Annotated in this window: 16 protein-coding genes and 1 tRNA gene; 11 read left to right on the top strand and 6 right to left on the bottom strand. The window is 48.8% G+C overall.

Features of this window, described 5'->3' with window-relative positions; all coding sequences use genetic code 11:
• Positions 1-2 precede the first annotated feature (2 nt).
• Together KW844_RS12735 and KW844_RS12730 are read right to left on the bottom strand one after the other, a co-directional pair.
• Complete coding sequence (locus KW844_RS12735; RefSeq protein ID WP_218377116.1) at positions 3-596, bottom strand: phage tail protein; 594 nt, start codon at positions 594-596, stop codon at positions 3-5.
• A gap of 156 nt (positions 597-752) precedes the next feature.
• On the bottom strand, positions 753-1,172 hold the full coding sequence (locus KW844_RS12730; protein ID WP_218377115.1) for a hypothetical protein: 420 nt from the start codon (positions 1,170-1,172) through the stop codon (positions 753-755).
• A 206-nt stretch (positions 1,173-1,378) separates the two neighbouring features.
• Between KW844_RS12730 and KW844_RS12725 the strand changes: the two genes are divergently transcribed.
• Positions 1,379-2,350: an aldo/keto reductase gene (locus tag KW844_RS12725; protein ID WP_218377114.1), complete on the top strand. Its 972-nt coding sequence runs from the start codon at positions 1,379-1,381 to the stop codon at positions 2,348-2,350.
• Between the two features lie 19 nt (positions 2,351-2,369).
• Positions 2,370-3,200, top strand: coding sequence for an AraC family transcriptional regulator (locus KW844_RS12720; protein WP_218377113.1), 831 nt, complete (start codon positions 2,370-2,372; stop codon positions 3,198-3,200).
• Positions 3,201-3,205: 5 nt separating this feature from the next.
• On the opposite strand, the gene KW844_RS12715 is transcribed toward KW844_RS12720, so the two are convergent.
• From KW844_RS12715 to KW844_RS12705, 3 genes are all read right to left on the bottom strand, one after another.
• Entirely contained in the window at positions 3,206-3,655 is a 450-nt protein-coding gene (locus KW844_RS12715; RefSeq protein ID WP_218377112.1) for an SRPBCC family protein, read from the bottom strand.
• A 133-nt stretch (positions 3,656-3,788) separates the two neighbouring features.
• Positions 3,789-5,429 (bottom strand): peptide MFS transporter, encoded by a 1,641-nt coding sequence (locus tag KW844_RS12710; RefSeq protein WP_218377111.1) that lies wholly within the window; start codon positions 5,427-5,429, stop codon positions 3,789-3,791.
• A gap of 157 nt (positions 5,430-5,586) precedes the next feature.
• Positions 5,587-7,548, bottom strand: a complete 1,962-nt coding sequence (locus KW844_RS12705; RefSeq protein ID WP_218377110.1) for a hypothetical protein — start codon at positions 7,546-7,548, stop codon at positions 5,587-5,589.
• Between the two features lie 351 nt (positions 7,549-7,899).
• Between KW844_RS12705 and KW844_RS12700 the strand changes: the two genes are divergently transcribed.
• Positions 7,900-8,343 (top strand): hypothetical protein, encoded by a 444-nt coding sequence (locus KW844_RS12700; protein WP_218377109.1) that lies wholly within the window; start codon positions 7,900-7,902, stop codon positions 8,341-8,343.
• A 486-nt stretch (positions 8,344-8,829) separates the two neighbouring features.
• On the opposite strand, the gene KW844_RS12695 is transcribed toward KW844_RS12700, so the two are convergent.
• On the bottom strand, positions 8,830-9,573 hold the full coding sequence (locus KW844_RS12695; protein WP_218377108.1) for a basic secretory family protein: 744 nt from the start codon (positions 9,571-9,573) through the stop codon (positions 8,830-8,832).
• A 309-nt stretch (positions 9,574-9,882) separates the two neighbouring features.
• Here KW844_RS12695 and KW844_RS12690 point away from each other — a divergent pair, with 309 nt between their 5' ends.
• The 8 genes from KW844_RS12690 (at position 9,883) to KW844_RS12655 (ending at position 21,640) form a co-directional block, all read left to right on the top strand.
• The gene (locus KW844_RS12690) at positions 9,883-10,476 is read left to right on the top strand and encodes an RNA polymerase sigma factor (RefSeq protein WP_218377107.1); all 594 of its coding nucleotides are present in this window, start codon (positions 9,883-9,885) and stop codon (positions 10,474-10,476) included.
• A 65-nt stretch (positions 10,477-10,541) separates the two neighbouring features.
• Positions 10,542-11,708 (top strand): FecR family protein, encoded by a 1,167-nt coding sequence (locus tag KW844_RS29400; RefSeq protein ID WP_370626492.1) that lies wholly within the window; start codon positions 10,542-10,544, stop codon positions 11,706-11,708.
• A gap of 228 nt (positions 11,709-11,936) precedes the next feature.
• The gene (locus KW844_RS12680) at positions 11,937-15,182 is read left to right on the top strand and encodes a TonB-dependent receptor (RefSeq protein ID WP_218377106.1); all 3,246 of its coding nucleotides are present in this window, start codon (positions 11,937-11,939) and stop codon (positions 15,180-15,182) included.
• A gap of 18 nt (positions 15,183-15,200) precedes the next feature.
• A complete protein-coding gene (locus tag KW844_RS12675) occupies positions 15,201-16,784 on the top strand; it encodes a RagB/SusD family nutrient uptake outer membrane protein (protein ID WP_255578400.1) in 1,584 nt (527 codons plus the stop codon).
• Positions 16,785-16,792: 8 nt separating this feature from the next.
• Positions 16,793-18,844 carry a glycoside hydrolase family 2 protein gene (locus KW844_RS12670; protein ID WP_218377105.1) on the top strand — a complete coding sequence of 684 codons (2,052 nt, stop codon included), beginning with the start codon at positions 16,793-16,795 and terminating at the stop codon, positions 18,842-18,844.
• Complete coding sequence (locus KW844_RS12665; protein WP_218377104.1) at positions 18,841-20,265, top strand: alpha-L-fucosidase; 1,425 nt, start codon at positions 18,841-18,843, stop codon at positions 20,263-20,265. Before KW844_RS12670 ends, KW844_RS12665 begins: the two co-directional genes overlap by 4 nt.
• A gap of 606 nt (positions 20,266-20,871) precedes the next feature.
• Positions 20,872-21,489 carry a hypothetical protein gene (locus KW844_RS12660; protein ID WP_218377103.1) on the top strand — a complete coding sequence of 206 codons (618 nt, stop codon included), beginning with the start codon at positions 20,872-20,874 and terminating at the stop codon, positions 21,487-21,489.
• A 78-nt stretch (positions 21,490-21,567) separates the two neighbouring features.
• Positions 21,568-21,640: transfer RNA gene (locus KW844_RS12655), tRNA-Lys, on the top strand.
• Positions 21,641-21,729: the final 89 nt, after the last annotated feature.

The following is a 21,729-nucleotide window of genomic DNA, read 5'->3' as shown; positions in this document are numbered from 1 at the left end:
ACTTAGTTACGGCTAGGGAATATACCTTCATTGGCAATGAGCCAGGTCATTGCCAGGTAAGGGTTCAGAATACTGAATGGCTGACTGCCACCTGCAATTCCAACGTTTACAGTACCTGTAACCTGGGTTGTTGGCGCCATATAAGTGGTAGTATCTGGAACTGCATAGCCCTTTATGGATTCGGGGTGAGGACCGCCACCTATAACTGGCAATGCCGCTGGCACTAAGGTCGGACCGGGAACATTGGTAGTACCTGGCTGAGCGCTGGCTGCCATAGAAACCGATGCAGATGCAATAGTACCTGCGTGATTGTGCGCCGGCATGTTCAGGATCGTCAAGGTCGTACTTTCTGTACCACCCAGCTGCCCCGAGGCATAGTTACCTAAGCCAGGGCCTTGTCCCCAGCCTATTGGGGAACGACCCCTGAGATCCGGTAATGCGAAGGTGGTTTGTCCATTACCGCCATAGGTAGTGCCTAATAGGGAGAACAGTGCAGTATTTTGGGCAATACTAATAATTTGCCCCCAGCACATCATATAGCCTCTTATGGCAAAATTTCCGCCAAATAGCAGGAGAGAACCAATATAAGTGTCCATTGCTTGTGTAGTGGTTTAAGTTATAAAATTGGAATTCTGAACATTCGGAAAAGGGGTGTGCCCATTGTAGTACATGCCGTACCATTTGCGCGATGACAACCTGTTGTCGGAGAAGACAACAATAAGGCAAGTAACGGTAATGAGGGGTCTGCATCTTTAAACAGATGCCTGCTGCTTCGTGTGTGCATAAGGAATAGTTCCTATTGAGTCTCCCGAAAAACGAACTGACCTCGCATTTGCTCCAATATCCATTGTAACTGCCAGTCCGCGCCAAAAGACGGAAAGTTTTTGTTGTGGTTGACTGGTTTTCAATAGTTTAGGGTTAAAATCTTTATAATAAGCCTTCCAAAGATATATCTTCTTTTTTATCAAGCAGGAATTTTTTTCATGTAATTTTAATGTTATGAGTAGGAAGCTCTTCCATTTGTCTTTGTGGATCAGCTGCACATTTATCTCCCTGAAAAACCAGTAAAAACGACTGCTTCCTGCATTAAACTCCAGCGACTCCGGATTTAACCGAATGTCCACCGGCATAAGCGCCGCCGTTTTATTATCGAAATAATTACCAGGATACATGTAATGAAATTAGATGATGCTCAGGTCCAGGAAGTCAGCCAAATCTTCACCCATCGCATTGTTTTATTCTTCCTCTGTTTGCAGCAGCTCTTCCAGGGTACTACCCTGGTACTGAGCCACCCAGACAAGTAATTTGAGCCATAGAGGAAAACCGGTATGCTCCGGGATGTGTGACCTTTGTACTGTTCATTCAAATCAACAGCACTATGAGTAAAATAAAAACAATGACCCTTGGCCACAACGGTCCACAGGTATCTAAACTCGGATTCGGCGCTATGCGTATGTCGCCCGTATGGGGTGGTCCGGCAAGGGAGGAAAAGGAAAGCATCGCCACCATTCAGGCAGCGTTGGATAATGGTATTAACTTTATTAATACGGGCGACTTCTATGGCGCCGGCCACAACGAAATGCTGGTAGGTAAAGCGATCAAAGGCAGGAGAAACGATGCTTTTATCAGTGTTAAATTCGGAGCCATCTTCCATGGCGGACAAATGCTGGGCCTGGACTTGCGCCCCATCGCCATCAAAAACTTTATCAATTACTCGCTGATGCGCTTAGGAGTAGATACCATCGACCTGTATCAACCCTGCCGGCTGGATAACAGTGTACCGGTGGAAGATGTAATAGGTACCGTGGCCGACCTGATCAAAGAAGGTAAAGTGCGCTACCTGGGGGTTTCAGAAATTACCGCCGCACAACTCCGCCAGGCAAACGCCGTGTACCCGGTATCCGCATTGGAAATAGGTTATTCCCTGGCTGACCGCCAGATTGAAAGCGAACTGCTGCCCACCGCCAAAGAACTGGGCATCGGCGTAGTAGCATTTGCCAACACCGCCGAAGGCCTGCTCACCGGTAATATGACGGCGCCACTGCCAGCCAACGGCTACCACCATCACTTCTCCCGCTTCCAGGGTGATAACCTGGTGAAAAACCTGGAAAAAGTTGAAGTATTAAAGGATATGGCTGCTGATAAAGGATTTACACCCAGTCAATTAGCTATCGCATGGGTGAATGCCCAGGGAGAGCATATCATGCCACTTGTAAGCATTAACCAGCGCTCCCGACTCCAGGAAAATATGGCTGCCATGGATATTACCTTCACCGCCGATGAACTCAATACCCTGAACACCACCTTTGCACCGGGTGCTATTTTAGGAAGTACCTATCTGCAACGGTAGGAAGTATTAATTTTATAGTATGTTAAATCCAACGACCATTTTGCCAGGCATGATCTTTTATTCTTACAACTCCACCTTAAGAAAGGAGAAATGTGCCTTCATGCAGGACAACATCCTGGTGTTACAGGTGGCCGGGCAGCTTACTATTGAAACCACCACGGAGAAGGTATCCACACAAAAAGGACAAATGATGCTGGTGCATAAAAATCAGTTGGCGGAACTAAATAAAATGCCGGTGGATGGCTCCTACCAAACGGTGGTGATCCGACTCCAGGAAGACTTGCTCCGGCAAATTGCCCTTGAAGAAAAAATTGAGGTAAAACATAAGTACACCGGGCCATATAATGTGCTGATACCTGGAAATGATTTCCTGTCGGCCTTTTTCCAGTCGCTAATGCCGTATGTTAATCACCCTGATGAGAAAGTAACCGCCGCTGTAGGCCTCCTGAAAGTCAAAGAAGCCGTATACCTGCTGATGGATACCATGCCAGCGTTGAAAGCGCTGTTGTTCGACTTCTCTGAACCTCATAAGATAGACCTGGAGAAATTTATGGTGACGAACTTCCATTACAATATTCCCGTAGAAAAATTTGCGAGGTTAACGGGCAGGAGCCTGGCGGGCTTTAAGCGCGATTTTCAAAAGATTTTCGACAAGGCCCCCCGGCAGTGGCTGCTGGAGAAACGGTTGTCGGAAGCGAAATTCCTGATGGAGAAAAAGCATCGAAGACCTTCCGATTTTTACCTGGAACTGGGATTTGAAAGCTTGTCCCATTTCTCACATTCGTTTAAGAAGAAATACGGGCACGCACCTACGGAATTGGTGGGGATGGCCCATCAGAGCCATCCCTGATAATATCAGGCATCCGGAATCTCCGGCTCTACCAGTCTGATTAATTTATCCAGCGAGTCCTGCCAGCCCAGGTAACACATTTCTGCCGGTATCTGTGGCGGAATTCCTTCCTGTGTGATTTTAATTTCTGTGCCTGCTATATTTTTTTTCAGCCACACGGTGGTGATCATTTCTCCCGGGAGATTCGGATCATCGAACGTGTCGGTGTATTGCAGGTATTCATTCGGCTTTAATTCCACGTAAGTTCCGCCGAAGGAGTGACTATTGCCGGTACTGAAATTCTGGAACGCCATTTTAAAGGAGCCTCCTTTTACTGCATTCATTTCCTGCACCGTGCATACAAATCCGTATGGTGGCAACCAGGATGCAATAGCAGCAGCCTCTGTAAAGGCGCGATATAATTTTTCAGGAGAGGTTTTTATAACCCTGTGCAGTGAAACTGAATTGTTTGACATATGATTAGATTTTTTGTGATCAACAATTCAAAGGTCAGGATTAAAGAGGAATCAAACACTGGGCAGATGGGACAATAAGTGGGGGATATGCGACTATAAAAGCCGAAGGCAACGCCTTCGGCTTTTAGTTATATTACTTCACATATTCTTTAAATATTCCATTCAGCCATCGCAGCATCAGGAAAATGATGGCCGCGGCGCCGCCCAGCAGCAAACAGTTTACCAGGTAGTAGTTCGCTTTATTGTCATAGTTATCCCAAAGGGTAGCCAGAATACCTGATAGTTTATTACCGATGGAGGTAGCCAGGAACCAGCCACCCATCATCAGGGAAGTGAGGCGGGCAGGACTCAGTTTGGAAACAAGGGAGAGTCCCATCGGGCTCAAAAATAATTCGCCAACGGTGATCACCCCGTAGCAGCCGATCAGCCACCAGGGCGAAGCCTTGATTTCACCATTACTGCAGGCATATACGGCCCCTACCATCATCAGCGTAGATGCGGCAGACACCAGCAATCCCCATGCAATTTTTGACGGGGTACTCGGTTCGCGCTTACGCTTACGCAGCATACCGAAGAACCAAACGATCAAAGGCGTAAGCGTGATCACGAAAAACGGATTGATGGACTGGAACAGCTCTGTGTTAAAGAGGCTGACCGATTTCCCTTCTTCCGGCATTTTCTCCGGCGCCACGTTTTTGAAGTAAGGCACTTTGTCCCATACCTTCACCGGCTTGCCGGCAGCATCGCGGATCACGCGGAACTCGCTGTCGTAGGCGGTAACAGAATCCGGTTTGTTCGTCACCGTTTCCACGAGATATAGTTTTTGTGCCGGCGCTTCTATCGCTGCCGGTATCTCACGGTCGGTATAGTACTGCGCCCAGGTAGTAAGGGCGGTACCGTTTTGCTTGAAAACAGCCCAGAACACAATGGACACCGCGAAGATGGAAAGCAGTGCCGCTATTGGTTTACGATCTTTTGCACCCGCCTTAACGAGCAGGGATACAAAAAAGAATAATATTGGAATACAAGCGAAAATAAAGGCATCAGTAGAGTCGGAACCGAAGATATTTCCCGGGATAAACCAGGCACCGAGGCCTACTACAATGGCAGGCAGGAATACCACGGAGAAAATCCTGCTCAGCGGCATATCACCTTCCTGCATTGGTTTTCGTACATCCGCATGGCGGTAGTGCTTCATACCTATCACAAAGATGAGCACGCCCAGGAACATACCCACACCGGCGGCAATAAAGGCTGCGCCCCAGCCTACAGTATTGCGGAGGAAGGCCGCAAAGAAGTTACAGATGAAAGCGCCGATGTTAATACCCATGTAAAAGATATTATAGCCGGTATCCTTACGGCTGCGGTACTTTTCATCGTTATATACGTTACCCAGCAGGGTGGAAATATTGGGTTTAAAGAAGCCGTTCCCCACGCAAATGAGTCCGAGCGACAAATAAAAAACCGTGAGGTTATGTACCGATAATCCGATGTAACCAATACCCATCAGGATTCCACCTATTATGATGGATTTACTGTAGCCCAGTTTGCGGTCAGCAATTAAACCACCGAGGAAAGGAGTGAGGTATACGAAGGCGATAAAGGTACCGAAGATATCCGCCGCAGTGGCGCGGTCCATTCCCCAGCCACCTTTTGACGTATCAGTGAGGTAAAGCTGGAAGATACCCAGAATCAGATAAAAACCAAATCTCTCCCACATTTCAGAGAGAAAAAGGAACGGCAATGCGGCCGGATGGCTACTAGTTTTGTTCATACAGGTTAAATGGTGTTTTGGCCTCAGGTTATGCTATGGCGGGGCTACCGCCAAACCGCTAAAATAAGGGAATTTATTATGTTTTGGCATCAGCCGGGTATTCGTGTGCTTCCCGCATACGAATACCCGGCTTAGTTCCCTGGCTCTTAGGCTTATTTTAACTAAGTTTTTTTACAGAGATACTAATTTCAATCTGGTTACTTTCCAGTATAATCGGCACTGCTTCCATGCCTGGTACAAAATTAAATATCCTTTCGCTCAGCGGGACGCTAACCTTGACGGGTACACTGGCATTAATTTCCACTATAGCGCCGGGTTTTCGTATAGTGATGCGCGTGGGAGAGGGTTGGGAAACCTCTTCCTGGCGGGGACTTACCACCGGCAGGCTAAATACTGCTGCGTTGTTACTGCTGGAGGCTTTAATTGTAACGCTGTCCGCCGTGAAAGTGTAACTGATCTGACAGGCGGCATCCTGCGGCGTTGCCTGGGCGGCATCAGTGAGGTTGGTTTGGGTGCTGATTCGTATAGCCGCTGGTGTGGTATCCGTGTGGATGGTTGCTTTCAGGTCCTGGGTGCTGAGGTAGAGTTTTTCTGCCTCCTGCAGCCGGAACCCCGGTGTAAGCGGAATGCTGTGTGGGTCCCTGTCCTTCTGCATGTTAAAGCTTTCCACCATCTGGTATTGGTTCATGCTGCCGGTGAGCAGGGTGCCGGCATCGTTGTGCCATAGGAGCGATAAAGCACCACCGGTGGCATGGCCACCTTTCATCGTGTATTCCTGGTCGTAGGCCGTTACGGTGCCTCTCCACTTGTTTTTGCTGACCAGCCAGGTATAAATTTCCGGGAAGGCTTTTAGGCCGTATTCCGTGGTACGCGGGAGAGGCACAGGATTTGCCGGCGCTGCTTTGGCATGGAGCAGCAGGGTCACCAGCGCTTTGCTATGCGCCATGGAATGCGCCACACAGGGCTTGATACCGTGGAATACATAGTGCGGGCCGCCGTGTAGCAGCTTATCGTGTGTGCATGCAGCGAGCAGCCGCGTATTTTGCAGGGCGGCGGTATAAAAGGCCGGGTCTTTATCGGCCAGGAGTCCGTACGCGGGCAGGCAGCCATCGCTGGTGCGGCTACCCCAGTAAGTCCACTTATAATTGCGGGTGCCCCAGCTGTTATCCCAGGCCCCATCCGGGAGCATGAATTCCAGGTGTGCTTTCATGGCGCGGGCTACGGCCGCCAGGATTTCCGTATCGTTGGTGAGCAGGGCATATTGCGCCAGGGAGGGCAGAGATTCTTCTACATTATAGCCCAGGTCAATGGCGTAGCATCCCTTTGCGCTTTTGTCGGGCTTGGGCCTGCCTTCGCCATATAGCAGGTTACTGGTGGTGATATAGGCCAGACTCTCTTTCGCCAGCTCCTTACCACGTTGGGCGTAGCGGGGCTCCCGCAGGTATTGACCGGTGAGTGCCAGCAGATAGCTGCCTGCAATGGGGTAGTTGATATTACCGTAGGTGATGGTGAAGTTTTGGTATACGTATTCGGTAGCGCGCTGCAGGCGGACTTTCCATTTTTGCTGAGTAGGAGCATCGAGCAGGTGACCAAAATGGATCAGACTTTCTGCCAGGGCGGTGGCGCCAAATACCGTGATGCCTTTCCAGTCGCTGGTGCTTACTTCGTTTAGCCACGCACCGTCCGCGGTGCTTACCATTTCTTCAGCCCAGTCGTACAGCCGCAGCGCTGCGGTTACATATTTCTGTTGTTTAGTTTGCTGTGCCAGGTAGAGGAACGGATAGATCATATCGCTGCATCGGCCGTGGATGGTGGCGCAGGCGGGGCAGAGGATGCCGCCGTGAACCCCTTTGGCGGCCGGTTGGTTTACCTGGAGGGACAACAACGTTTCGCCCCATTGGTGCAGCAATTGTGTGCTCAGGTTGGTTAGCTCGTCTTCAGCGGGCGGCTGCGGATAGGCGATGCCGTTAGCCGCGGGGAGTAACAGGCCGGTGGCTAAGGGGGGCAGTTCATCTGTAACTGGTGGCTGCGGATAGGCAATACCGTTAGCCGCAGGCAGCAACAGGCCGGTGGCACCCAGCGTGCCCATTTTCAGGAAATTTCTTCTGGAAGTATGCATGCTTACGTGGAAATTGAATAGTAATAAGTGGTTTTAAAGGTATAAAACTTTTGGAGAGATAGGTAGTGAATGTTGGCAGCGCTGCAATATGTTTTATACTTAGGAGTCCTAAGTGGTAATGATTTTTTTGAACTTACTGCAATCCATTTGCATGTCCCGATTAGTTGCAGGAACTGCGTGAGGGCCGCAGGCCCTTACGCAGTTCCTGCTCCACCGATGCCGAAGGCATCGGTGGAGCAGGAATAAAAATGCTTTTTGTTAAAATGGCGTGTATTTGTTACATTTAGTATAGATATACCCGCACGGTTAATCCCCCGGAATAACGGTTTTTTATACACAAAAGTAGCCAGTATGAAGATCTTAGCCGTAATGCTGTTAGCATGTGCTTACATGCTCACTGGTTCCGCCCAAACCAAGAGCGATTGTATTCGCTGGGACCAGGTTGATACTTTCATTATTTACAACTGGCCTACCGGCGGGAGCTTCAGCAATCTGCGAACGAAACTCGATAGTTTACCGGGCTACGCACTACCGGTGCAAACGGTGAAGGAGGTACTTCCCGGCACTTCCTGCGAAAAGAAAACGACTGGTTATTTATGGAAGGGGTATCACCTTTGTAATGTGATGCTGCGTTCGGGAGAACAGCGGCTGCTGCTCATCAGCACACAAGGGGAAATGCTGTACGAACCTGACACCAAAAGATTTTATGAAGTCCCGAACGACCAGGTAGGGCGTATGCATGAGGCACTGATACAGGCGTTTCAGGTGGCAAAAGCCCCTGGGGGGGTGAAATAGATCACTTTTTACACTGCAGTTTAATCACAGTTTTGTGCCCGGTCCGTTTCCGATGGTGGTCACTAAAGGCCCCAGTGGCTAAAATAAATCACTTTTGATACTGCAAATTAATCGCAATTTTATTAGTCAGGCCGACTCCCGATGTGGGTCACTAAAGGCCCCGGTGGATTAAAACAGATCACTTTTTACAAGGCAATTTAATCACAGTTTTGTACCCAAAATCGGCGCTCAATGCTGGCGTGGTTTACATGGAGGTTAGTGCCGGACAGCTGCTGTTTTAATTGCTGGTGAGGTGAACTTTATTTACAACTTGACCGCCGCCAACCGCGGTTTCCCATCTCATACATATAAACCGAGTTACCGGCTAGCCCTCTCAGGCTGCCGGTAACCGATTGTACATAGCATTGCCTGAAAAGTTGATCGACCCTTCATCATTCCCTGGTTAGAGAATAATTACAACAATGCTATGATGATTTTTAGGCTGTGCTACAGGGCAGGACTATTAGAGTAGTCGGTCCATAACTGATCCACAGATTTGCCGGTAAGTTGATTCCAGGTGTTGCTGGTATATGTTTTATTACGCAAGGCTGTATTGAGACTGGTAACAATGGTGCTGCTAACATGCAACTCCAGCCAGGCCAGGAAACGTGCAGTTACCCGGTAGGAGTTGGTATAGGATTGTGTGGAACTCCAGGCGGGGAGCGACCAGCCTGCGGGGCCGTTGTTGACACCATATTTATAACGGACATAATCCGCTATCCCTTCTGTAAGCCAGCCGGGTGTACCGCCGGTATAGGCCTGTACCACATGCATTACTTCATGGGTTAACACATCTACATCCTGGGGGTGGCTGCTCATCCACGCTGCACTGTAGGTTACCGTGGTTCCCGACGTATAGGCGACACCGGTATAATTAGGGTCGATTACGAAGGTCACCTGCTTTGTGGCGCCGGAATAAAATCGATTTAGCAATTGCGGATAAATACTGAAATACATGTTCACGAATTTTTGACGCGTGGCATCATCAAATCCGCTGGCATTATTAATAAAAGTAAGTTTATACCCATTACTGGTATAAATAACGGTGCCTACAGGCGTGGTTGCTTCGGTAACTGCTTCAGTAGGAGCGGAGGGAGTAGCTGGCTCCGGAAGTGATGATTTGCTACAGGCAGTAAAAGCCAACGTGGAAAATGCACAAAGTGCAATACATAACAGATTCGGATATCTCATGAGATCCTTGGGTTTCTTAGGGGCAGATAAACGGTCGATCAACAGTAAATTATCAATAACCACAGATAAATCCTATAGCAGAAAATTATCATGACAAATTTAGGAGATTGCTAAATCGATTTTTTATTGCAATAATCAAGCAACGGTCAAACTGCAAATTGACCTCAGTAAAGGAAAAGCGTGATTTTGACACCTGCAATGATATTAATACCATCTTCTTAAAAGATAATGCTTTATTCACCCTACTAGATTAATTGCCGATAATTGTTGCTATTTTAGACCTCCGGGGTCACATATTATAAGGATTGAATGAACTTAACTGAGGATAGGGAACTTTTTTCACGGATTGCCAGTGGGGACGAGTATGCTTTCCGTTTGCTTTATCACCGCTACAACGCAGTGCTGGCAAAGGGCGTGAAGAAATTACTCCGTTCCGACGCTGATGCTGCGGAAGTAATGCAGGAAGTATTCCTGAAAGTATGGCTGCAACGGGATAGGCTCGTGCATATCGATAATCCCGGCGGATGGCTCTACACCATGGCATCCAATCTTTCCCTTAGTCAGCTCCGGCTCCAGGCCCGCGAAAAAGGCCGCACCGAAGATCTCCCCGCCGACGATATCCAGGACAACCTGGACCTATCCGAAAAATTTTACGCCAAAGAACTGCAAAGCATCCTCCGCGATGCCATCGCTGCACTGCCGGTAGCCCGGCGAGAGGTATTCATGATGAGCATGCAGGATGGTAAGTCGCGCCGCGAAATAGCCGACGCCCTCGCGATTTCAGAAAACACCGTAAAAAATCAGTTACTCTCCGCCAGGCGATTTGTCCGGGAATACCTCGAACAAAAAACCGGAAACCCGCTGCCGTTACTACTTATAGCCCTACTGCTGAAATTTTTTTAATTTTTTTTCAAATTGGATAGTACGACAAACCCGTTTTTGCGTCTAGCCGGTAAAAGTATTACGCAGTGGAGTCAACCGCCTATTATAAATATTTAATTACCCGCTACTATAACGGTACCGCCACCCCGGCAGAAACCGAAGAGCTGATGGCGGAGCTGCGTAAAAATGCGGACGATGAACAGTGGCAATCACTCATCCAGGAAATTTTAGCAGCTGAAATACCTGATCCGGCCTATGATCCGGCCAGCTATGAACCTGCTATCCAATCCATCCTCCATAAGCGGGTGCGCCGCCTCTGGCCCCGCCTCGCCGCTGCTGCTGCCGTTATCCTGCTACTGGGCACCGGTACCTGGTACCTCCGGTATCACCGCAACAGCAAACCTGCCACCACTATTGCCAAAGCCACCGATATAAAACCCGGTAAGCAAGGCGCCATACTCACCCTCGACGATGGCTCCCAGGTAGTGCTGGACAGCCTCCAAAACGGGGTGGTAAGCACCCAGCAGGGCGCCAGCGTGGTGCTGCAAAATGGTCAGCTGGCCTATCAGGGCACAGGCAACGGTACGAGCTATAATACCATGTCCACCCCGAAAGGACGCAAATTCAGGCTGCAACTGCCCGACGGTACACTGGTATGGATGAACGCCGCCTCAGCGCTGCGCTTTCCTACCGCCTTCACCGGGGGCGACAGAACCGTGGAACTCAGCGGCGAAGCCTACTTCGAAGTAGCACAGCAGCCCAGCAAACCATTCCGCGTTAAACTGCAGGATGATACCTACATCCAGGTGCTGGGTACCAGCTTTAACGTAAACGCCTACACGGATGAAAACAATATCAGCACCACTTTGCTGCAAGGCGCAGTGAAAATACAACGCAAAGGCATGGCACAACTGCTGAAGCCAGGGCAGCAACTGCTGCTGGATCAGCACAACAGCTTTAACATAGTGAACAATGCAGATACCGCTGCCGTCATGGCCTGGAAAAATGGTATTCTCAACTTCCAGGACAAAAAACTGACTACTGTGATGCGACTGCTGGAAAGATGGTACGATATAGAAGTCGTATACCTGGACACGCCACCGGATATCACCTTCTACGGTGAAATCGGCTGCGATGTAAACCTCTCCAGCGTGTTGAATTTCCTGCAGGAGTCAGGCATCTATTTTAGTATGGAAAATAATAAACTGATAGTAGGAGCAAAAAAATCAGTCAACAGGAACATGGAAAAATAATTCCCGTACATAAGGTTTACCTGTAATTAAAAAGCGAAGGTGCTTCGAACCACCTCCGCCCACAATGGTTACGGCCTAAACGCACAATTGAATTTGTAGGACAACTGTTTATTTTTTATCAAGCCAAACCAGTACAAAGTTATGCAAAAAAATGCTCTTTGTAACCGGCAGCCCTATGCGCCTATGCGAACTAGGGGCCGCCTGTTTCCAACCAAAATGTTGTTAGTAATGAAACTGACTTTTTTCCTGATTACGGCCGCTTTGCTCCAGGCCAGTGCGGAAGGCTACGCACAGCGTATCACCTGGGCAGGCAATAACGTGCCGGTAGAAAAAGTATTCTCGGTCATCCGTCAGCAATCAGGCTACACTATCGTGGCCAGCAAAGATGTGCTGCGTGCTGCCCATCCTGTTACGCTCGACGTGAAAAACACTGCCATCAAGGATTTTCTGGATATGGTGATCAAAGATCAACCATTAAAATACACCATCGAACAGAAATCCATTTTTATCTCCCCTAAACCAATTGCCTTGCAACCCGCTGCCACCGCAGCCCAGCAGGCCATCGACCTCAAAGGGAAAGTGACGGACGAAGCCGGCAATCCATTGCCCGGTGTATCCGTACGCGTTAAAGGTACCGCCCAGGGTACCAGTACCGGCAATGATGGTACGTACTCGTTGCATCTTGCGTCCACCGAAGCGATAGTGCTGGTGTTTTCCTACATGGGCATGCTCCCCCAGGAAGTCACCGTCAACAGCAGCAACTCATCTCTCAATATTATATTAAAAGCCGCTATAGAACAGCAGGCAGAAGTAGTGGTAGTAGGCTACGGTACCAAAAAAAGAAGTGATGTTACAGGATCTATTTCTTCCGTACCTAAAGAGCGACTCAAAAACCTGCCGGTAACCAACGTGCTGCAGGCTGTACAGGGCGCCGCCGCCGGTGTCAACATCATCAACAACTCCACCCGCCCGGGAAGCAGCCCCGCCTTTTACCTCCGCGGCCTTAAATCCATTTCCGCCAGCAACGCTCCCCTGATTGTACTCGACGGGATTCCGTTCAGCGGCACTTACAACGATATTAACCCGAATGATATCGAGTCCATCGACATGCTCAAAGACGTATCCGCCTCCGCGATATACGGCGCCCGCGGCGCTAACGGTGTGATCATGATCACCACCAAAAGAGGTAAATCCGGTAAACCCGTAATCACCTACAATGGCTATGGTGGACCTGAATTTCAGAGCAACGTGGTAAAAAATATGAATGGAGATCAGTACCGTGAAAAGAACCATTGGTACAATATCCAGGCAGGACGCCCTACCGCACCGGATCTCCCGTATCTCTCCGAACAACAAAACTACGCCAATGGCGTAACTCCTGTGGATTGGCAGAAGGAAATCAGCCAGCAGGGATATATCCAGAGCCATGAACTGAGCATCGCCGGAGGAACGGAGAACGTAAAATACTACGTGTCCGGAACTTTCCTCAAACAGGAAGGTACACTCAAAGGCTACCAGTTTAACCGCTCCAGCATCCGCGCTAATATAGACGCTAACGTTACCTCCTGGCTGAAAACAGGAGTGAACATGTTTTTCGTAAACAACAACGAAGACGGTGGCCGCGTATCGCTTTTTAACGCGAATTCTTTGAGCCCATATGGTACCCTGTATAACGACAAAGGTGATTATGAAATTTATCCGATAGCTCCGCAAACACTGTATCAGAGCCCGCTCATTGAACTCTACAACCCTGCCATCAACCGCAATAAAAATATCAATGCCAGTGGTTATGCAGAAGTAGCGCCCGATTTTGTAAAAGGCCTGAAATACCGCGTGAACGCCTCTTACGGCTACCGTCCAAGAAGAACCGGCAGCTACATCGGTCGTAAAATGGGCGATAACCTCGGTACCGCCAACATATACAATGAAGAAAGCAAACAGTGGATCGTGGAAAATGTGCTGAGCTATGCCAAAACCTTCGGTAAACACGCCCTTGATTTTACGGCATTGTACAGCGCCCAGCAGGACCTCCTGTTTACCACCACCCTAACGGCCAATACTTTCGTAAACGACAACCTGGACTATAACAACCTCGGCGCAGCGCAGGTGCAGAAAACATATTCTGCCGACTCCACCAGCACCCTGCTGTCGCAGATGTTCCGCGCCAACTACACGTATGATAGCCGGTACCTGATTACGGCTACCATCCGCCGCGATGGTTTCTCCGGCTTTGGCGCCTCCAATAAATACGGCGTATTTCCTTCCGTGGCTGTAGGCTGGAATATCCAGAACGAACAGTTCATGAAAGACCTGCCTACCTTCAATCAGCTGAAACTGCGCGCTTCGTATGGCCGTTCGGGTAACCAGGCGGTGGGTGCTTATCAGACGCTTACCCGACTCACCACTGATCCATATATCTATGACGGCGTAACCACCATTGGCCTCATTCCGGATAAACTGGGCAATGCCAACCTGAAATGGGAAACCACCACCGGCCTGAACGTCGGGGTTGATTTCGCCATCCTCAACAATCGTTTAAGCGGTAGCATCGAAGGGTATAGCACTAAAACCTACGATTTATTGCTTAGCAGGAAAATCCCATCTCTCACCGGTTATAATACCATATTTGATAATATCGGAAAGACAGCCAACAAGGGACTGGAAATATTACTCAACAGCAAAAACATAGTGGGCGACGGGTTCACATGGTCTACTTCCTTTAACATCTCCTTTAATAAAAACAAAGTAGTAGCACTTTATGGAGATAATAAGGACGATATTGGTAACAACCTCTTTATCGGAAAACCACTGTTAGGGATATACGATTATACCATGGTGGGCATCTGGCAGGAAGGAGAAGACAATAAACTGGACCCCGGTACCAAACCAGGTTACATCAAATTTGCAGATATCAATAACGATGGTAAAATTGATGCCAACGACAGGTCCTACCTCGGTACACAGCTGCCTAAATATATGGCTGGCCTGACCAATACGTTTACGTATAAAAACTTTTCCCTCAATATTTTCATCCAGGATGTACATGGCTCGCTGCGACCAAACAATATCCTCGATAACCGTGACCAGGGCGGTATTGTGAATCTGCCGGCAGATATTCCTTACTGGACGTCCGAAAATAAAATCAATACCAACCCATCCCTGTTTTACAATAACCCGAGAGGTTATAAATATGCGGAAGATGCGTCGTACATCCGTTTGAAAGATGTGACGCTCAGCTATCAGTTCAACAAGGATTTATTATCGCGTTATAAAATCTCCAACCTGATGATGTATGTGAGTGGCCGCAACCTGGCTACCATCACCAAATGGAAAAACTGGGACCCTGAAACATCCCCGTCTACCATCACCTCCACCAACGCCCGCCTCAACAATGGCCAGGGTAGCGGACAACAGAGCCCTGATTTTTATCCGAACACAGCTACTGTCATTTTTGGTGTAAACATCAGTTTGTAAATTTTAAAAGATTCAGACATGAAGAACAGTCGTAAAATATATTGTTTATTGCTGGCGGGTGTGATGACTACCTCCTTTATCTCCTGCAGCAAATCCTTCCTGGATGAGGAACTGAAGTCGTCCTACGCACCGGATAATACGCTGGTGGATGAACTGGGCTTCGAAGCTGCCAGCACCGGTATGCTCAGTATTTTCCGTAACGATTACGGCAACACGCAGGGGCTGATGGCTACCTATTTTGTGGGTACGGACATGGCTATTACAGGGCAGCCAAACGCAGTACAGGCGCCGTTCGACGATTACCGTAACCTGAACTCCTCCGTAACGGCTGCCAGCTCCATCTGGAACTGGTGCTATAAATTAATCAACGCAGCTAATAATATCATCAAGGCGAGCGATAATCCTGGTGCTAGTCTTACCGATGCACAGCGTTTGCTATATAAGGCAGAAGCCAGCTTTTTCAGGGCATATGCCTACAACCACCTTTCAATTTTGTATGGAGGCGTACCGCTGCTGACAGAGCCGGTAACCAAGCCCCGCACGGATTACACCCGTGCTACAGAAGCAGAAGTGATTGCGCTGATCATCAGTGACCTCAACTTTGCTGTGACCAATCTGCCTGATCCGGCAGGCGTTAAAAAGCAGGGCCGCATCAATAAATTTGCTGCTGCACAACTGCTGGCGGAAGCCTACCTGCGTGCCAACAAACCTGCTGATGCGCAGAAAGCCGCGCAGAGCATTATTGATGGTCAGTTTTTTACGCTGGTGAAAAACAGGTACGGTATCAAGGCAAATCAGCCTGGTGATGCGTTTGCGGATATGTTTACCTACGGTAGCATGCGCCGGAGCCAGGGTAACACCGAGGCCATCTGGGTAGTAGAGCAGCAGTATAACATCACTGGTGGCGGTGCTACTTTTGATCAGCGCCGCAGGGAATGGGGACCATTTTATATCAACGTTGCCGGTATGAAGCTGGCGGATTCCCTTGGTGGCCGTGGTATTGGCAGGATTCGCCCTACCAACTGGTGGACGTATGAGCTGTACGAGAAAAAAGACATGCGTAACTCACCTTACAATATTCGCAGGAACTATTGGTACAATGATCCTGCTGGTGCTAAGTATGGTCAGCAGGTGGTGGTCACCGGTTTTGATACCATTCAAAACGTTTATGCACATACCACCAAGTGGTATGAGTTCCAGCCCAATGACCCACAGGGCGCCAGCTCCTTTAAGGACAGGATTATGATGCGTTTGGGAGAGACTTACCTGCTCCTGGCTGAAGCGCAGCTGATGCAGGGTGATCTTGCCGGGGCAGCTGCCAGCATCAATGTGGTACGCGACAGGGCAGGGGCTACACCCGTAGATGCTGCTGCCGTTACCATGGACTACCTGCTGGATGAAAGGGCCAGGGAGCTGACTGCTGAAGAGCTTCGGCGACTCACGCTGATCAGGACTAAAACACTGATAACGCGTACCAAAAAGTTCAATCCCAAAGCAGGACCTACCATCAGCGACTATAATATCCACTTGCCGATTCCGCAGTCAGAAATCGACGTGAACAAAGACGCCGTGCTGACGCAGAACGAGGGATATGTAAAATAAAATAGAACATGAAGAAATCAGGATTGATATGTACCCTGCTTCTGGCCGCCGCTATTGCGCGCGGCCAGGAAGGCAGGCTCACAAAGCCTTTCAACGATGGCTGGCAGTTTAGAAAAGGTGGGTTTACCCCCGGTAACAGCGATAGCGGCTTTGCTACTGTACAAATTCCGCATACCTGGAACAACCGGGATATGCAGGAAGGGAAGGATTTTTATGCAGGCGACGGGTGTTATAAAAAAGTTTTTAAGGCAGATGCTAACCTGACAGGGAAACGATCGTTTCTTCGGTTTGAAGGGGTAGGCTCGGTAGCGGATTTGTATGTGAATGGTCGCTATATTGGCCAGCACAGAGGATCGTACAGCGCTTTCTGTTTTGAAATTACCCATGAGTTAAAGGCTGGAGAAGAAAATACCATTGTACTAAAAGCTAACAACCAGCAGCGGGAAGATGTGTTGCCTGTCAATAATTTCCTGTTCGGAATTTTTGGTGGCATGTATCGCCCGGTGAGCCTGATTGTGACCAACGATATTAACATTACTACAACGGACTATGCCAGTCCGGGTATATACATCCGGCAGGTACTGCAAAACGGGCAGGCCCTGATCCGCGTGAAATCCAAGATTGAAAATAGGCAGGCCCACCATACCCCGGTGGTCGTGAAAACGGAGATCCGGGACCGGGAGCAGCAGCTGGTGGCGAGCCAGGAGCAGCCGCTGGAGGCGAGTCCGCAAGGGATCAATATCACAGAGCAGGAGTTGCGCATCAGCCAGCCACATCTCTGGAATGGGTTAACAGATCCTTACCTGTATAGCGTTACTACCACCATATTACAGGGTGGTAAGGTGATGGATGCGGTGACCCAGCCGCTGGGCGTACGTACGTTTGCGTTAGTGCCGGGAAAAGGATTTTTCCTGAATGGGAAGTCTTATCCGATGCATGGCGTTACGCGCCACCAGGAGTGGCAGGACTACGGCAATGCGCTCAGCAATGCCCAGCACAAGGCTGATCTGGATGTGATCCACGAAGTGGGAGCTACCACTATACGCTTTGCACATTATCAGCAGGCAGAGTACCTGTATGCGCAATGTGACACCATGGGTTTTGTGATTTGGGCGGAAATTCCGTTTGTAAATGCCTCGTCCGGAAAGGAAGGCGATAACGCCAAGCAGCAGCTGACAGAGCTGATACGTCAAAACTTCAACCATCCTGCCATTTATGTGTGGGGCATGCACAACGAAGTGTACAGCAAAACGCCGGATGAGCATGTGGCCGTATTAACGCGGCAGCTCAATGACCTGGCCAAAACAGAAGATCCGGATCGTATAACCACTGCCGTTAGTGGCTATGGGGAGATGACGAGGCCGGCGAACCTGGCTGCCGACATACAAGGCATGAACCGCTATTATGGCTGGTATGAAGGGAAGATAGCAGATCTGGAGAAATGGGTGAGCGGCCTGGAAAAGAACTATCCGGATTACAAGCTGATGTTAACCGAGTATGGGGCCGATGGAAATATTGCGCAGCATACCGATTCTCTGTCGACAAAATTCAATCCGGTGAACGGGCAGTTTTTCCCGGAAACCTACCAAACCGCTACGCATGTACAGCAATGGGCTATTATTGAAAAGCATCCGTATATAGCGGCGTCTTACCTGTGGAACATGTTCGAATTTGCGGTGCCTATGTGGAACAGGGGAGGGGTGAATGCCCGTAACCTCAAAGGGCTGGTTACCTACGACCGTACCCAGCGCAAGGATGCCTGGTATTGGTATAAGGCCAACTGGAATCCTGCGCCTATGGTGTACATTGCTGAACGCAGGAATAATGTGCGTAGCAGTGCGAAGGCTACCGTGGAAGTATTTACCAATATGGAAAACGTAACGCTGCGTGTAAATAAAGGAACGGTGCTGAAAGGTCGTACCGGCGCTAATAGCCGTGACCTGCTTTTTGATAACGTGGTGCTGAAGCGTGGTAAAAATACTATCACGGCTACGGCTACACGTGATGGAAAAACTATTACTGATACTATTATTTGGGAATATAAACCAACAGTGAAATGATGAACCTATTTAAAGTATGCAGTGCTGCGGCCATGCTGCTGGCACATGTAGCTACCGCTCAGGTAAAAGATACTATCCCTTTACAGCACGGAGCGCATCGTATTGGCAACAGGACCGATGCGGATATGCAGCGCTGGCGTGATCTCCGCTTCGGACAATTTATCCATTGGGGCGTATATGCGATACCGGGAGGCATGTGGGAAGGTAAAGTATATCATGGCGCCGCCGAGTGGATACGCAGCTGGAAGGAAATGCCGAATGCTGCTTATGATCAGTTGTACAAGCAGTTTAATCCAACGAAGTATAATCCGGTGGAATGGGCGCAGCAGGCGAAGGACATGGGGGCAAAGTACATGATCATCACTACCAAGCACCATGATGGTTTTTGCCTGTGGCCAAGTAAATATTCCAAGTACACCATTGCCAGTACGCCTTATAAAAAGGATATCCTGGGTCCGATGGTGGATGCTTATAACAAGGCGGGTATTGATGCCTATCTGTACTTTTCCATCATTGACTGGAACCACCCGGACTGGCGCACGAGTATAAAATCGCCGGCGGATTCCGCTGCGATGGCCCGTTTTAAAGTATTTGTAAAAAATCAATTGAAAGAATTACTGGATCGCTATCCTACGGTAAAAGGCTTTTGGTTTGATGGTACCTGGGATGAGTCGTGGAAAAATGATGGTGCTTTCAGTGATGAACTGGAGCAGTACCTGCAGCAGTTACATCCGGGGTTGATTATTGGGAGTCGCCTCCGCGCAGATGAAAAAGGTGCGCGGCATTTCGATTCCAATAACCGCCTGATGGGCGATTACGAGCAGGGCTGGGAGCGGAAGCTGCCAGACAGCATAGCCCAGGTGCATGGCAACGACTGGGAAGGGGTGATGACTGTTCCGGAGAACCAGTGGGGGTACCATCAGCAGTGGTTTGGGCATGTGAAGTCTGCCAATGAGCTGATTGAGATGCTGGTGAAATCCGCTTCGCTGAACGGAAATTTTGTGCTCAACTTCGGGCCTAAGCCGGACGGGACTTTCCGTACGGAAGAGCAGGAGCTGATGCGCAATATCGGCCGCTGGATGAAAGTGAATGGCAGTGCTGTTTATGGTACCGGCTATGCCGGCCTGGAGAAGCAGGATTGGGGCTATTATACCCGTAAAGCCGGTACAGATACGGTGTACATGGTGGTGTGCAATGTGCCGGTGAATGGAAATCTGCGTGTGAAGCTGCCGGCTAAGCAGTCGATTGCGAAAGCCTGGGCGCTGGAGCAGCCCGGTGTGGCGTTGCAGCCGGAACTGGTGAGCAGGGATGAATATTTTATTCCGGTACAACCGAAGGTGTATACGTCGCCGTTAGTGATAGTGTTGAAAGTGGAGCAAAAGGAGCGGGGGCAAGGTAATTTTGAGAAAGCGAAGACGTGAGGTAGTAACCTTTTTTAGATGATAAAACAGCCTGCAGGATAAATCTGCGGGCTATTTTATTTGCGGCAGATTTAATATCTTATTGCGCAAATGAAGGTATACGAATATTTTATTACACATTTTTGGGGCGCCGGGCAGGAGGGTAGGCATGGTGGTCCTGAATTTAATGCCAGAATAAATATAGATATGATGGTATTTTTTTTCCTGCTGGCGCCCATAATTGTATTGACCTTGATAGTTACGAAGATGGGACTATTGGTATTTGTGACCTTGCCATTAAGTCTTTGGGGGATTTCCCGTTTTCAAAAGCGATTTATCTTTACAAGATCCAGGATGAATAAATGTAAAGCACAATATTTATCTGAGCCTCGTTGGAGGCAGGTGCTAGGCATAATTGTATGTTACAGTGTACTGTTTACAATGATGATGAGTCCCATCTGGCAGTTTTTTTTGTACAGCATATATATTAAATATTTCGTGTAGTTATATCATATTTGATATTTCCCTACAAAGATTATCATAGTCGAGCGTAGTTATATTTTGCGGCCTTTGGGAATTTGCGTAATTTAATAGGGATGTACTAGTAACACCTCAAACGAAAAGCAAATGGAAAAGATTCAACCCTTCAAAACCGCTGCAGAAGCGATTGACAGTCTGGACAACGGCGGCCGGTTCTACAATATTTTTACCCACTCCCATGATCAAAAGATCAGCGAAGCAGAAGTGAGCAAGGTGGCAGGGCTGTTTTTTGAGAAGCAGAAGGCGATGCTGTTCCTGGAAATGGCGATGGATAAGCTGGATGCAAGTGCCAAAGCAGAAGTGGTGGGGAGGTTTGATGATAACCTGAAGGCGGGGTATGAAAAGTTTAAGCCGGTGGTATTGTCGCCGGCGGAAGCGCTGAACGGCCCTGATGCGGCGAATGTGATCATTCGTGGTACGCCGAAGTCGGTGCATTCGGATACTTACCTGACAGGATTTATCCTGGTACCGGTGGTGAACGTATTTACGCTGATACCTGTTTCAGAATACTATGATGCCTACGAAATACGTGATGAGGTGAGCGGTGAAGTGATAGTACTGGCAGCTGCCAGGGACAAGGAGCGGCTTCCCGAGACGCATATTATTATGGGAGGAGTGCTGAAAACACCGGATGCTAATGAGGAAGGAAGAGCGCCAGGGAAAAGGTTCCTGGAGGTTTCTTACTACGTGGAGGAGATGCTGTAGTGATATTTTAATTTTTTTTTGGTATTTATTTGTTAATGCATATCTTCGCGGCCCGCTTTGATAGAAAATATCATTGCTGATTCCGTAGCTCAGTTGGTAGAGCAATACACTTTTAATGTATGGGCCCTGGGTTCGAGTCCCAGCGGGATCACAGGAGAAATTATAAACCCTACGTATTAGCGTAGGGTTTATAATTTAGAAGAAAGTCCACTTATATCAAAGCTAACCATTAGACGTAAT

This window comes from Chitinophaga sp. sic0106 (genome assembly GCF_019219075.1).
Taxonomy (GTDB): domain Bacteria; phylum Bacteroidota; class Bacteroidia; order Chitinophagales; family Chitinophagaceae; genus Chitinophaga.
This window is presented reverse-complemented; position numbering and strand designations above follow the sequence as displayed.